Origin of the sequence: Desulfosporosinus sp. I2 (genome assembly GCF_000960765.1) — a bacterium.
Lineage (GTDB): Bacteria > Bacillota > Desulfitobacteriia > Desulfitobacteriales > Desulfitobacteriaceae > Desulfosporosinus.
This window is the reverse complement of sequence record NZ_JYNH01000034.1, coordinates 21,673-35,928: the sequence shown is the minus strand read 5'-3', so window position 1 is coordinate 35,928 and position 14,256 is coordinate 21,673. Positions and strand designations below refer to the sequence as shown.

Sequence of the window (14,256 nt, the reverse complement as noted above, 5' to 3'; positions counted from 1 at the left end):
ATGAGAGTTTTTCCTTTAATAGGATTGGTGCCAAAATCAACACATAAATGGGACACATATTGTATGCCAAGGTTGCATTGGCTACGCTTGTAAAGCGGTATGCCATAAAGAGTGCGACCCAAGCAAGCCCGATTAACATACCACTTAGCATAACAGGCCTTGCACTTTTGTTGTGGATAAAGGAGAATAATTTCTGCTTATCCTTCCTAATAAAAATATAAACAACTGGTAGTGCGATGATCGCTCTGCTAAAAGCAAGTAGTATCGGGGAAATTGAAATATTACGAGCAAAAACACCTATGCTACCCCAAATAATCATAACAAATATTATTTTAAATTTACTGCTCACATATTCACCTCATCTTCAGTTTCCATTTTATTAATTATTAACATAATCGTCATAGCTTTTGCTTTGTTGAGCAAGGGTTTAAAATTTTACAGGGGTCAACTAAACCAGAATATTACTTCCTAGGCTAAGCCCCAAAGCTGCCGATGTATTGGCAATAAGACCAAGTGGCAATTCTTTATCAACAATAATCACTGTTTTCATTTAAGTAACCTCCATTTTATTTGATAGTTATAACTGCCCACTCTGGCTATGCATAAAACTCTAGAGGATAACCTTTGCCAAGACAAAGATCATCCTCTTATTATAAATAAGATATTGTCATTTTTATTGTAAAAAATTGCATTGCATCATACTAATTCTTATATTTTTTTGGTGTTACCCCTGTATATTCTTTAAAGCATTTAATAAAATGGCTTTGGTCATAAAATGCACTTTCTACTGCAATTTCCGAAATACTTTTGTTGCCTTTCAAAAGATTTTTCGCATAGTTTACACGAAGATTGATGATATATTGATGAGGAGAAAGCCCCAGGCTGTTTTCAAATTGTCTAATTAAGGAATACTTACTCATATTTGAAATCCTTGAAAGGTCACTTATCATTATATTGGTTAAATAATTCTCTTCAATAAAGTCCCTAATTCCACATTGCTGTGTCCATCTTCCACCAAAGCAATCGAAATTTCTTTGTGGAAATGAGCCTTTGATGTATGTATAGCATTATTACACCTTTTAATTTCGATATTTCCATCAACATCATTAAAATAGTATTTTATTTCCTGCATAGGCCCCTCACTATTGATCAATTCTTGTGTTTCATTAGAATTATAGCACAGATATTAGCAAAAGATTCACAAGCTACCTATTGTCCAGTGAAAATTACCAACAACATTTCTTTAAGGTTGTTGGTGTTCTCCATACACTCAGGTATCTTCCTGAATATTTTCGTATGATTAACCCCTCCCTCTAGCATGCCTTTCCAGTTAAGAGAACTTGCTATTGGATGGACGGTCTGGAACAAAAGTCCCCGTTTAAAGCCCAAGGCCCGTTCTTTCAAATCGCTAATAGGACCCACTGCCGGAGGACGAAGAAATAATGGATATCGATCTGGATAATCCCAATACCACCCTACACCTAACGGATTTCGTTTTGAGGTGCAAAATGCCCTAATGACACATCATCTGACTGAGTATTTGGCATGTGCTTAAGCCAGTTGTTTTTTGAAATTTGCGCTCCAATCGTCACAGGAAATGACATAAAATTAAGGAGTATAGCCAGGTTTGGCTATACCCCTTAACACGCAGTAGGATGGACTATTTGTTGCAATTTTTATTGATGTCGTAAATCCGTAGTACCACACTTTTCTGTTCAGAGATCGCTATGAACGGTGGCCCCTAAATACTATCCTAATGCCTTTCGTGTCATAAATCTTGATTCAACGCTTTCAAACCCAAATTGCTCGTACAATTTATGCGCATCTCTAGTTACCAAAGAGCTCCTGATATTTTTGAACTCCGGGGTCTCAAGTATACATTCTATTAATTTCTTACCGAGCCCTTTTCCCCTGTGATTCCTATCTATATAAACATCACAAATCCAAACTATCGTTGAATAGTCAGACACGACCCGCGCAAAACCAACCAGCTCTTCTTCATGACATACTACGTAACAAAATGAATTCATTATAGTTTTTTCAATAAGCTCTTTCGATCTATCGCTAGCCCAATAACTATCCGATAAAAATTCCTTTACCCTATCCACAGACACCAAAGATTTATCGGTATTTATTGTATAGCCCTCAAACTCCCATTCCATTTCATTTCTCGCCCCCATCCCAAACATAGTCAATTTTCTCCAGGCCGTAATCATATTTATGAGAAGTTTGATGGACCTAGTAAAGTCGATCATCACTTTGGGCATTCGTTTCATCTGCTATATTCGCATTATAAAAATTATTACTCTCTTGGTTTTTATGCAATAAAGCCTTGAATTTTAAAGTATATTAAGTTCTAAATGTTTTTAGAAAATAGTTATTATTAATAAAAAAGTTAATTGACAAAATTATAATATCTAATAAATCAACCATATGAAAAATATAAGGTTTCCAATCGATGTCAACATTGGACCATAAGTTTTAAACTTATTACTAATCTTAAAACCTATAATTGCATCCAAAGCTTGAACAATTATCAGAACCACAAGTTGATATGCGCTGGCTTAGTAACAAAAATGCCCTAATATATTGATTTAGCCTTGTATCAATCTATTGGGCTATTATCTGTAACAGTGTTCTTGAATTTATCGCGGACTGAACAACTTCCAAGATTTTAATCGCTAAATCATCATATAACGCATTAGTTGCAACATCTATAAAATACAAACCATTTTCAATCTCTGACTTGCTAAGCTTCGATTGTTCTTCTGTGACATTGGAAGAACAACCTACTATCAGCGTTAGTACTATCAATACAAGTACGAATACCTTAATTACTCGCATAAAAACTCTTCACCTTACATCATTCATCTTCTGACTATTCAACCCAATGAACGCTGAATCATTCCAAACTTCAGTACAAAGTGGTGAATCTTCTTAAAGAGTCACTTAAGAAGCCTTAACTTGAATCCAAGTGTGCCCACCATCGCTGGTCTTCCATAAGCCTCCATCAATGATTGCCCATCCTAATTGTTCCGAAGCAAAATCCAGCTGTTGAAGGTTCTTTAGACTTATATTCGGTGTAATGGAGACGAATGAGTGCGAGCCATCCAATGTGCAATATAACTTATAGCCGTCACACACGAAAATATGTGTTGCATCGATAATACTCCAATGAAATCCCCAATATGATTCTAATGATTCTTGTGCAGACTGGACAGGGGTTGTTGGAGTCCAACTCATTCCTCCGTCCTGAGTCCTATAGAAAACTAATACTGGCGGTGTTTGACCTCTAAATTCAACTGGCAATAATCCAACTTTTCGCCCAAAAAAATGCGGTGGTTCGGTACTCACCGATCCTCCCCCAGTTTGATAACCTGGTGGAGCGACAATGCTTTGGGGCATCCATGTCTGTCCCCCATCGGATGTGGAATACAGCCAAATTCCGTTAGCATGTGAAAACCCTGTTAGCCAACCGTTTTTCTGATCGACAAATCTGAGTCCGTTCTTAGCACCCGTTAAAGGCACTCCTTTGGGTATTTCCTGATTGGTGGTTACCGAGGCAGTTAACTTCCAAGTTGCAGCACCGTCACTAGTTTGGAACACTCCTATTGATTCTGAACCCATAGCAGCACCATAGCTGATCAACAGCCAACCATGCGTAGAATCAAGGAAAGCTAGCGAAGTAACTCTACCATGATCTGGGATTGTATTAATTTGAGCACTTTCCCACTTTCGCCCTCCATCTGTGGTACGGTAAATGGTAATGCCCGTTGATGATTCCACATTAAAAACAGCCCAAACAGTTTGCATATCATAAACTGACCATGTACCTTCCCTCAGACTTCCAATACCCTTCGGGGTAACGTCTGTCCAACTAGCCCCACCATCGACGGTCCTCAATAAAGACTCTTGGCTCATGGCCCACCCCGTCATTGCGTCAACCATATGTATAGATGCTATGTTAATCCATGCTCGTGGACTTAAATTGCCAGGTGTAGCAGAACTCTGGCTAGTCGGAATGTAACCTCCTTCATTAGGTTGCTCCTTGCCACCGCCTGCTAACATAAAAACAAGGACGATAATGCCAAAAACAATACTACAATACTTGTAACGCAATACGAGGTCCCCTTTCTGATAGACAGGAATCTGATCTACTTATCTCATGAAGTGGCAGTTAAGACTAATTTTCAAGGTAGTTAGAACATACTTCCGAATACAATGGAACCCCTAACTCACTCAATTCCTGTAAGTCCCTTAATATCGTCCTCGGCAATACATTAAACTCGTTGGCAAGTTCTTTGACTGTGAACTTTCGCTTTCGGTTGACGATCATCATCAATTCCATAAGCCGTTTAGATTTGGGCATAATATTACTCCGCTAAAAAGTTATGACAATTCTTGTCACTATTATAAGCTATAATTACAACCATGGACGGACAAAATAGAAAAAACCTTAAGGAGTTGTTAATTATGACTTTGCAATTGGTCCCTTTTTTGATGATGGACGGAAATGCAAAGGAAGCTATTCAGTTCTATGAAAAATCATTGGATGCTAAAGTCCTCTTTAACCAATCATATGCGGATTGAAGCAGTTATTAGCGGACATGAAAAAAATAACTAACTTTTTATCTATAGCTCGGATTTCTATTGTCAAAATTAAAGTAGTGATACTAAATACGACTAACTTTCTGTATTAAGTGTTAAAGTCACAACAAAGGCCATAGCCAGCTCAGTTAATGAGTCAGTGCTATGACCTAAATGGGGAAAGAACTATTGGCGCACAACGCCCCTAGCCTCACTCCGGAAGCAGCTTCCAGTTATAGTCAAACCCAATTTATGAATAATGGAAAGCTACCAGGTGACAAGAAATCCGGGCCTTAATAAGAAGATTCTGTACTAAATCAATAATTTAGATATATCTATACATTGATATATCCTTCTAAATAAGGCACTGCTTCCCCAGACATTCTTACCGTTTCTCCTAAATCGGTACAGTAGAGCTTTCCTCCTCTTTCCGATAATTGTAATACCACAAACTCATTCTTGCATAATTTCTTTTTCCAATAAGGGACCAACGTACAATGAGCAGAGCCCGTTACAGGGTCTTCATCCACTCCCGCCTTTGGGGCAAAAAATCTCGATACAAAATCTACTTCATTCCCCCTCGCTGTAGCAATTACAGCAAATGCATCCAGCTTTTTCAGTTCGTCCATATTCAATTCCAGATTCAGTATATCTTGTTCAGTTTCAAAAACCGCCATATAGTCTCTTGACTTGTAAACTTCAATTGGCTTCTTGCCCAGACCCTTAACAAGTGCCTCGGGAGCCTCGCATCTTTCTCCTTCCCTGGAGGGAAATATCATTGACAATAGGCTACCTTCCTTTGATACTTCCAACACTCCACTCATAGTATGGAATTTAATATTCGCTATACTATTATCCAAATATGTATATATGACATAGGCCGTCGCCAGCGTAGCATGCCCGCAAAGGTCTATTTCTCCTTTTGGCGTGAACCATCTCAACTCATAATCATAACCCTTCTTTACGAAAAAGGCTGTCTCCGATAAGTTATTTTCTGCAGCAATCTTCTGCATCAAATCATCGCTAATCCATGCTTCCAATGGACACACAGCCGCAGGATTTCCTTTAAACTGTACGTTTGTAAACGCATCAATTTGATATATTGGTATTCTCATTTCTAATTCCTCCTCTATAGGTTAAACAATCGGCCATACCGAACAAGGCGGTGCATCGTTATCGTTATCGTTATCGTTATCTTTATTCTTTTTTGTTATTTGTGTCATGGTTTTGGCCAAGCGCTTTACGCCTTCAAGCAAAACTGCTTCATTGTGAGTCGTAAAACAGAGGCGAAACTCTTTATCAAGGGTGGGCACTGTTTGGAAAGCTTCGCCAGGCGCAAAGGAAATTCGGTTTTTGGCAGCTTCCTGTAGGAGTCGCTGGGAAGTGCCCGCTTGTTTTAACTTACACCAAAAGTAAAATCCTCCCTCGGGTACGGTAAATTCAAGATCGTTTGCACACAAACGCTGGAGAGCTTTAGCCATTGTATCCCGGCGTTTTTTATATTCCCTCCGCACCGTGGTCAGATGCCCTGCAAGCATCCCTTCATTTAAGAACATCGTCACAAGCCATTGGGCTATGTTGTTTGTATGCAGGTCAATAAACTGTTTTTCCAGGGCAAGCCGGTTGATTAAAACAGGCGGACCTACAAGATAACCTGTACGTAAACCTGGAAATAGAATTTTCGAGAAAGTCCCCAGATAAACTACTCCTCCGTAGGAATCCATTGCTTTAAGAGCCTGAGGGGGCTGTTCGCCATAGCACAAATCGCTATAGGGATCGTCTTCCACTATAACAAGCCGATGACGTTTTGCAAGTTTAATTAAATCTTGGCGCTCTTGTGCAGGCATTACCCTCCCCGTCGGATTTTGATAAGTAGGTATCATATATAACAATTTTGGCCGGTAACGAATGATATAGTCCTCCAACAGCTCTAATGATAATTTTCCCGAACAAGGCAGGCTTAAAATCTTTGCCCTTGCAGCCTGAAAAACCTGAATAGCACCAATAAACGTTGGTACTTCCATCACAACATAGTCGCCTGGCTCCAACAACACTTTGCTAAGTAAATATAAGCCTTGTTGGGACCCTGAGAGAGTGAGTATATTCTCCTTCGAAGCAGGTATGCCCTTCTCGCTCAACATTGAGGCGATTGCCCTTCTCAATGGGTTATAACCTTCTATAGCAATATGTCCAAAATCACCCGGGGCGGCCCTTCCAATATTCCGGTTAAACAACTCGGTAAAAGTCTCCATAGGATAAAGGGCCGGATCAGGCATGCCTGCGGCCAGAGATATAGTACCTGGCGCAGGAGTAGAAAGCATATCCCTCAAGATTGACGCTGACGGGTTTTGAGGATAGGCGGTAAAGAGTTGGGGCCAGGGAACTTCGAATAGGGACTCAACATTTCGTGCTTGGGCTACATAAGTCCCGCTACCCACCTTTGTCCATACCAAACCCTGTTGTTCTAACTTGCGATAGGCATTGATAGCAGTTGTGCGGCTTACAGCAAAGAGGTCAGCTAATTCCCGCTCAGGCGGTAGCTTCGTACCTGAAGGTAGGATTAGCTTTTGGATTTTGTCAGCAATGAGTAAGGCAATTTGCAGATAGAGCGGTTGCTTATTCAAGGTATCCAGCTCTGCACTATTCAGGTGTTTGGATATGTCCATTTGCTTTTCTCCTTATTTTGTATCCAATTTCTATTATATCTATACAATTGGATATTTACAATGTTTTCCCAACTCGTTAAAATATAAGAAATATTAAGGGTAGGTGGAATGATTATGCAGCTATCAAATCTCATCTCAGGTAAGAATGAACTAGCGGAAGAAGTATGGGTGGCACTCCGCGAGTGCATTCCAGTGGTGCTCGGGGTAGTGCCCTTTGGTATTACCTGCGGGATAATGGGGCTTACTGCAAAAATGTCCGGCGTAGAAACTATTTTAATGTCTGTCTTTGTTTTTGCCGGTGCGTCACAGTTCATTGGCATTACCATGCTGGGCACAGGCATAACGGGCTGGGGAATTATTATACTTACTACCTTGCTGGTAAACTTGCGCCACTTGATCATGGGATCATCCTTGGCGCCCTATATGATTAGATTGCCGTTTCCTCTACAAGCACTCCTGGCATTCTTTTTGACCGATGAAGCCTATGCCCTGACCATTAGCCGAATTCACAAGGCCAAATACAGTGTGCTCTATCAATTGACCGTGAGTACAATGCTTTATCTAGTTTGGGTTTTATCTACTGTAGCTGGGGTAGTTTTGGGCGGCTACATTTCCGACCCCTTAACTTGGGGGCTTGATTTTGCTATGCCGGCAACTTTTCTGGTATTGCTGATACCGCGGTTGGCAGACCGCATCAGTCTAATTGTATTCGGTATGGCTGCAGTGGTTTCGGTGATTGCTGCCCTGTATTTACCCGGTAAGTGGTATATTATTATCGCCTGCCTTATAGCCAGCTTAATAGGGGGCTTATTAGAGGGGGATAGCGAACATGCGTAGTGAAGTATTTTACATCATTATAGGGATGGCCTTAGTTACTTATTTTACCAGAATCGGAGCTCTAGCATTGTTCCGATTTACAGGGGTACCAACTTGGTTAAACAGATGGTTAAAATATGTCCCGGTTGCCATATTGACAGCCTTAATCGTACCGTCATTACTTTTACCCAAGGGATATTTGGATATTAGTTTAAACAATCACTACCTGATTGCGGGTATTGTTGCTGCCTTTGTGGCTTATAAGAGCCGTAATATTATTGCCACCTTGGGTATCGGAATGTCAATTATGTTTGTCCTGAAGTTAATTTAGATAACTCACTTTCTTCAAATGCCATACCATAACGAAAGCGACCATACTGGTCGCTTTACGGTCTATTAACCCTAATATGGCATGTTGTTTGGTGCCACCACAAAAGTATAATCAAGGCTATGAAGGAACTTGGTGTGTGCCGCCTTATAGACTGGGCTACTCCGAGTGTGCATTATTCAAAGGACGCGCGTTCCTTGATTACCATTGTTCCAGGCATTTTGGCTGGAATTGCATTTCCAAAAGCCAAAAAAGAAATTATTGCTATTGCCGATGCTATTCAGTCAGGAAATTTAGACTGGACTATTGTTCGTTTTCTGGCACCAAAAGACACACCATACACAGGCAAAGTCAAAGTCGGCTTTGGTGACAAGAAAATGAGTTTTAACATTGCTCGTGAAGATATTGCAGCATTTATGGTAAAACAAGTAGAAAGCTCGGAATATATGCATTCCATGCCAATCATAGGAAGTTAATCACAGAAGAGAGAAAAACGGACTTTAGTCTTTGGAGCACAAACACGTGTAGAAAACGAAAATGTGAAGGAAATGAAAACATGTAAATCAGCCGTCAAGCAGGAATCCGGCCGAAAATGGAGAATTGGTTTTCACTTAACGTTTCTTTAAAAAAATTCTATATCATGTTTTGTGATGCTACCTTTCAAAAATCCTGCGTTGGTTGAGAATTTCTATCTTCTCAACCAACGCATTAAATTACATCCATTGTCCCTTATCTCCGTAAGACGTTGTATTATGTTTTCTTTCTTTTTTACTTAATCCTCCCAAAGACAGGATAACCAATCCGGCAAAAACCAGAACCATCCCAACTTGAGAAATGAGAGATAATTTTTCTTTCAGCAGAAACAATCCTAGGGCCGCTGCAGTAACCGGTTCCGCAAGGGATAAAGTAACTGCTTTGGGAAAGGGTATTTTGGCCAGACCATGCGAAAACAAAACATAAGCAAGGGCAGTGGCTACCAATCCCAAATGGAGGGCAACACCGGTACCTTGGATGGTTTTCAGCCACTCCAAGTTGTAAAAAAAGAGAAAAGGAGAGAGTATAAATGCCCCGATGGAGAATACAATTCCGGTCACTGCTTCTGGAGGGTGAGACATCAGCAGTTCCTTGCTGACGGCGGCATAAAGTGCATATGAGACACCGGCTCCCAAGGCCAGGACGACGCCAATGGAGTTCAGCGCTAGTTTCTGACCGCCAGTAATCACCAGAATACATCCGATGACTGCGAGCAGGGTGGCTGCGGCCCACTTTAGCCCCGGGTTTTCCCGCCGCAAAATCAGAGAAATTAGACCAGCGAACACCGGCGCGCTGCCGATGGTCACCACTGTTCCCACAGCCACCCCCGTATTCAAAACTCCAGCAAAAAAGAAAAGCTGATAGGCAGCCATACACCCGGCAGCGAGGAATGTGGCCCCCTTGAACCAGGGGGGATTTCCCGACAAAGCTCCCCGCCGCCAGGCAAAAATTAGAAGAGCCACGCCTCCTACCGCCAGGCGAACTGATCCGATGGACAATGGCGATGCGCCGGGAGGGGCAAAAGATTGGGCTGTGCCTGTCGTTCCCCAGAGCACCGCCGCTGCCAACACTAGGCTTGAGAAAAAAGTTTCATTATTCTTCATTATTTTCTCCTTTAGCTGATTTCATCAATTCTGGTAATAATATAAACAACTGATCAGCGTCCTTTTATACAAATAATAAAGCAAAATGATAAAGTTTTTTTCACTGGGATTAGGATATTATTTAGCTTATCTTCATATTGTTCCGCCTATATTCTGCCGGAGTAATACCTTCGATTTCTTTAAACACTCTGTTTAGAGAAGACTGGTGGACATATCCCACTTCCCAAGCAATCTGCAAAATATTAAGACTTGTCTCAAGAAGCAGTTGTTTTGACTGCTGGATTCTCACTCTTTTCAGATATGCCATCGGGGTACAGTTCATAATGCCTTTGAACCATGAACAAAAATAGTTAACAGTATAATGTTCCAAAGAAGCGAGCTTCTCCAGGCTTATCTCTTCGTTATAGAATTGCTGTATATATTTAACCGAGTCCGGAATCTGATATTCTGTCAAGAAGGTATTAAAATAATGAAAAAGAGAACTGATCCTAGATGATTCGATTTCATCTTGATCAACTTCACTTAAAAGAAGGAATCTAATGGCTTTCCATTTCTCATCCATTTCATAATTTTGTCCACCTGGAAAATTATCCAATTCCCCCAATTGAAACATAAATTGGGGAATATCCAATACCAGAAATTTGTTGTTCTGTTTTGCCCAGAAGGTGTGCTGGCAGGAAGGTGGAAGTAAAAACAAATGGCCCTCATCCAACTTTAATTCCTTGGCATCGGTCCTGATGTTCAGAACTCCCTGAAGCGGCAGTATTAACTGAACAAATCTGTGGTCATGGGTTTTCATAACATCGGTATAAGTCCTGTGTTCACAAATTATTTTATTATCCACTGCCGCCCCACCTTTTTCATAAGCATTAATATTCTCACTTTGATCACTCACAATATATTATTTTAACATCTTACTTTTTAAATTTATATAAAAATTTCTTCTGTTAAACGCTCCAGTATCCGAGTAATAATACTTTCACACTTATATTAGCATTACGTTCCAGCCTTTTATGTAAGTGAAAGAACATTGTTTTTGTGATATTCCAAAGTAAATACCTCCTATTTTTTATTGTATTAATCTATTCTTTTAATACATAAGTTTAATTATGTATGATTTAAAATGTTTCCATCTCTACTAATGTCTTTAACCTTGAAACCTTCTCAATTTCAAGGAGTGCAAAATAACATACCGATATACTCACAGAGTGACTATATCCAATAAGTGTAGCGTTAGTATCGAAAATGGTAACATTGCCTTCAAATGACGGGATTACAAACGACAGTAAGTATAAGCTGCTCGTTCGTTTGGCAGAATCCGACAAGCGATTAATGTCTTTTCTAAGCTTTTCGTTTTCTGCAAGCTCGAAGCTATCCTGCTTTTTTTTATTTTCCCACCAACAGGAAAAATTGCCTTTTTGGATTTTAATATTGGTCTTATGAATCAAAAGGACGATATAAAATATCCTCAGAAACTTCTAGCAATGAAAGTTCACGCATCAATTTCCAGTGAAGATAGTCTGGAAAAATGTCGCTGATTACATTAAGGGTATTATTTTCCTTGTTTACTACATTGAAAGGAAAATATTCAAAGCTGACATTTGCAGAAATATTACCGCTGAACTAGATCCAATAGACTGAATAATACGTTCTGGTTGGCAGTAACGACAAATCATAAGCTAGCAGTAGATTGAAGATAATTATCTCCACCAAATGGAGTTAGGGTATTCCCCCAACCCAAGCATCACGGCTTCCCCAATTTTTGGGGTTGCAATACCTATGTTGCGTTCTCTCGCTGCTTTCGTTACCCGTTCAATGGGTTCTGTCCAATCATGTAAGGCCAAAGTAAAGGCCGACCAATGAATGGGGATCAGAATTCTGCCCTTCACATCGAGATGTGCCTGAACCGTTTCCTCTGGCATCATATGAATAGCTGACCAGCGTTCATCATATTGACCGCACTCCATGAACGTTAAGTCGAAAGGACCGTATTTTTCTCCAATCTTGGTAAAGTGAGGACCATAACCACTATCTCCACTGAAATATGCCTTTGTTTCTTGTCCTATAATCACCCATGAGCTCCACAAGGTTGCGTCTCGATCGAACACACTCCTTCCAGAAAAGTGCCTTGATGGAGTACAAACCAGTGTCACTCCATCAAATTTAAATTCATTCCACCAGTCTAGCTCTTTAATCCTCTCTGGATCGACACCCCATGCTACCAAATGACTCCCAACTCCAAGAGGAACACAGAAATGACTGACTTTATCTTTCAGGACTTTTATTGTCTGATAATCCATATGGTCATAATGATCGTGAGATATAATGACGATATCGATTGGCGGAAGGTTCTCCAGTTCAATGGGTAATATTTTGCTATAGCGTCTACCTCCGAAAAGGGGAAATGGAGAAGGAGTCTGAGAAAACATAGGGTCCAATAATAATCGTTTCCCATCCATCTCCAATAATAAAGTCGAGTGACCAAACCAAGTAACTTTCGAAGATTCATCGGGCATGATGACTGAATTTAAAGGCTCCACAGGAATTGCCCTATTTGGTCTACCATCTGGATTACCTTTCATAAGGTCTCTCAATATCCCAACCGATGTCGTTATTCGAGTATCCATAACCGTTGGGATCTGATTAATAAACTTTTTTCTGGCGAAATTCGTGGAATGTCTGAACACACTAATTTTCTCCTTCGAAGCTTTTGCACCAAAGACTGGGTGATATTTCAAGTACAGAAAGCCAGTCAAAATAAACCCAATAATAATACTAAGAATAACTCTCAGGATCATGAGTTATTACCTCGATTCTTTCATTATAAAATAGACACTATTAACTATTACATTATCAGTTGCCACTTCATTTCTTATATTTTACTTTACCTGCTCAGATAAATCGACTATAAGTCTGTATTTCCATATTGTGCATATTCCATATTGTTTCACTTTTTTCTATAATTTCATTCTAATTATCGTTTTAAAATACATCTACCTTCATGTCCTGACCTGGTACTTGCATGACCATTTTTGGTATATTATAGTTCATCTGAACGAGCAAAACGCCAGTCAAATTAACTTTGAACCTTGACCGGCGTTTCACTTGTCTGAATCAAAATCTTCCCCTCTCTTCACCCGTTTGATTGGTCCACTTCTCGTCGTCATGGATAGGTGTGGCACTGAAAATGCTCATCCTCAAAATGAAAGGTTAATTTCCGTTCTTAAAGGACTCTGATAACGAAAGAACGACTCCTGATATGACTAAGATAAACCCAAACCAGTGATAGGAGGCCATCGATTCCTTTAGTATAATGACGCTTAAAGCAATGCTAAAAACATGTTGCATATTGGTAAAAATCGAGGCTTTACCACTTCCTATTCTATTGATTCCGTAAAGATTGAGGAAAAAAGCTACTCCTGCAGCTAAGAAGCCCATGTACAAAATAATTAGCCAGTCTGTAGCTGAAACGTTCCATCCTGAGTATCTCAATTGCCATAAACCCATTGGGAATAGAATAATTACCGCAAAAATAAGAGCATAAACGCTGGTCACGAGCGAGGAGAATTTCTTCATGATTGATTGCCCCACTATATTGAATAGTCCAATTGAAAGAATATTGAGGAGTAAGTAAAGTTCCCCTTTCCCAAGTCTAAAGGTGATTAAATGCTGGAGTGAGCCTTGAGTAAAGACGATCATTAGACCCACAAATGACGTAATCATGCCCATTGTCTGGAATAGAGTTGGTTTATGTCTATAAAGTAGGAATAAGAGTGTATTCGTTACGGCAGGAAGGGTCGCAAAAATAACCGATGCATTTGTTCCTGTCGTATCTTGTAAACCTAAAAGCAATGAAACATATGGAACGATAATTCCTAAAATGCTCACACCAATTAGTTGTAAAAACTCAATTTTTGTGGGTTTAGGTTTTTTTTTGAATTGTGGCCAAGCCAGTGGAAAAAGGATTATTAAGCCTAAAACTGCTCGAATGGCAGATAACGTGAAAGGAGGCACTTTCCCAGCAATCAGCCGCCCAGCAATGACGTTTCCACCATAGATTAGAGAGGAAAATAGTAAGACTAGAAATGCTTTGAAGTGGTTGCTCTTGACGGTATCCATGGTTTCCTCCCAACCTGCTACTTGATGATAGGGTTAATAGTTTGGATTACACTATAGTAAAGTTAAAACCCCCTATAAGCAAGGGGGCATTCTAAATGCTTAT

The 14,256-nt window shown here is 40.0% G+C and carries 17 protein-coding genes and 1 pseudogene; 3 read left to right on the top strand and 15 right to left on the bottom strand.

The features are described from left to right. The 10 genes from UF75_RS10230 to UF75_RS10195 form a co-directional block, all read right to left on the bottom strand. Positions 1–349 (bottom strand): EamA family transporter (locus tag UF75_RS10230; protein ID WP_156146361.1); only part of this gene is annotated, 349 nt, incomplete at its 3' end. A 99-nt stretch (positions 350–448) separates the two neighbouring features. Continuing rightward, on the bottom strand, positions 449–550 hold the full coding sequence (locus UF75_RS27005) for a DUF2000 family protein (RefSeq protein ID WP_082075092.1): 102 nt from the start codon (positions 548–550) through the stop codon (positions 449–451). 151 nt (positions 551–701) lie between these two features. After that, positions 702–950 (bottom strand): helix-turn-helix transcriptional regulator, encoded by a 249-nt coding sequence (locus tag UF75_RS10225; protein WP_082075091.1) that lies wholly within the window; start codon positions 948–950, stop codon positions 702–704. A gap of 8 nt (positions 951–958) precedes the next feature. Further along, positions 959–1,132 (bottom strand): hypothetical protein, encoded by a 174-nt coding sequence (locus UF75_RS28175; protein WP_156146359.1) that lies wholly within the window; start codon positions 1,130–1,132, stop codon positions 959–961. Between the two features lie 77 nt (positions 1,133–1,209). Next, a complete protein-coding gene (locus tag UF75_RS31000) occupies positions 1,210–1,422 on the bottom strand; it encodes a hypothetical protein (protein WP_348983043.1) in 213 nt (70 codons plus the stop codon). Between the two features lie 326 nt (positions 1,423–1,748). Continuing rightward, complete coding sequence (locus UF75_RS10220) at positions 1,749–2,189, bottom strand: GNAT family N-acetyltransferase (protein ID WP_242860190.1); 441 nt, start codon at positions 2,187–2,189, stop codon at positions 1,749–1,751. A 760-nt stretch (positions 2,190–2,949) separates the two neighbouring features. Further along, positions 2,950–4,119 carry a hypothetical protein gene (locus UF75_RS10210; protein WP_045574503.1) on the bottom strand — a complete coding sequence of 390 codons (1,170 nt, stop codon included), beginning with the start codon at positions 4,117–4,119 and terminating at the stop codon, positions 2,950–2,952. 64 nt (positions 4,120–4,183) lie between these two features. Continuing rightward, on the bottom strand, positions 4,184–4,369 hold the full coding sequence (locus UF75_RS10205) for an HTH domain-containing protein (RefSeq protein WP_045574502.1): 186 nt from the start codon (positions 4,367–4,369) through the stop codon (positions 4,184–4,186). Positions 4,370–4,922: 553 nt separating this feature from the next. After that, complete coding sequence (locus tag UF75_RS10200) at positions 4,923–5,702, bottom strand: PhzF family phenazine biosynthesis protein (protein ID WP_045574501.1); 780 nt, start codon at positions 5,700–5,702, stop codon at positions 4,923–4,925. Between the two features lie 21 nt (positions 5,703–5,723). Next, the gene (locus UF75_RS10195; protein ID WP_045574500.1) at positions 5,724–7,253 is read right to left on the bottom strand and encodes a PLP-dependent aminotransferase family protein; all 1,530 of its coding nucleotides are present in this window, start codon (positions 7,251–7,253) and stop codon (positions 5,724–5,726) included. Positions 7,254–7,367: 114 nt separating this feature from the next. Here UF75_RS10195 and UF75_RS10190 point away from each other — a divergent pair, with 114 nt between their 5' ends. From UF75_RS10190 to UF75_RS10180, 3 genes are all read left to right on the top strand, one after another. Then, positions 7,368–8,090 carry an AzlC family ABC transporter permease gene (locus tag UF75_RS10190; RefSeq protein ID WP_045574499.1) on the top strand — a complete coding sequence of 241 codons (723 nt, stop codon included), beginning with the start codon at positions 7,368–7,370 and terminating at the stop codon, positions 8,088–8,090. Continuing rightward, on the top strand, positions 8,083–8,400 hold the full coding sequence (locus UF75_RS10185) for an AzlD domain-containing protein (protein WP_045574498.1): 318 nt from the start codon (positions 8,083–8,085) through the stop codon (positions 8,398–8,400). Before UF75_RS10190 ends, UF75_RS10185 begins: the two co-directional genes overlap by 8 nt. A gap of 74 nt (positions 8,401–8,474) precedes the next feature. Continuing rightward, positions 8,475–8,873, top strand: a complete 399-nt coding sequence (locus UF75_RS10180; RefSeq protein WP_348983044.1) for an NAD(P)H-binding protein — start codon at positions 8,475–8,477, stop codon at positions 8,871–8,873. A gap of 237 nt (positions 8,874–9,110) precedes the next feature. Here the strand turns inward: UF75_RS10180 and UF75_RS10175 are convergent, their stop codons facing one another. From UF75_RS10175 to UF75_RS10155, 5 genes and pseudogenes are all read right to left on the bottom strand, one after another. Next, on the bottom strand, positions 9,111–10,034 hold the full coding sequence (locus UF75_RS10175) for an EamA family transporter (RefSeq protein ID WP_045574497.1): 924 nt from the start codon (positions 10,032–10,034) through the stop codon (positions 9,111–9,113). Positions 10,035–10,155: 121 nt separating this feature from the next. Then, positions 10,156–10,929 (bottom strand): AraC family transcriptional regulator, encoded by a 774-nt coding sequence (locus UF75_RS10170; RefSeq protein ID WP_242860189.1) that lies wholly within the window; start codon positions 10,927–10,929, stop codon positions 10,156–10,158. Between the two features lie 400 nt (positions 10,930–11,329). Further along, positions 11,330–11,657: pseudogene (locus UF75_RS29985) on the bottom strand (Lsa family ABC-F type ribosomal protection protein); the annotation flags it as partial. Between the two features lie 77 nt (positions 11,658–11,734). Beyond that, complete coding sequence (locus UF75_RS10160) at positions 11,735–12,721, bottom strand: MBL fold metallo-hydrolase (RefSeq protein ID WP_242860188.1); 987 nt, start codon at positions 12,719–12,721, stop codon at positions 11,735–11,737. A gap of 523 nt (positions 12,722–13,244) precedes the next feature. Next, the gene (locus UF75_RS10155) at positions 13,245–14,153 is read right to left on the bottom strand and encodes a DMT family transporter (RefSeq protein WP_052693127.1); all 909 of its coding nucleotides are present in this window, start codon (positions 14,151–14,153) and stop codon (positions 13,245–13,247) included. Positions 14,154–14,256 lie beyond the last annotated feature (103 nt).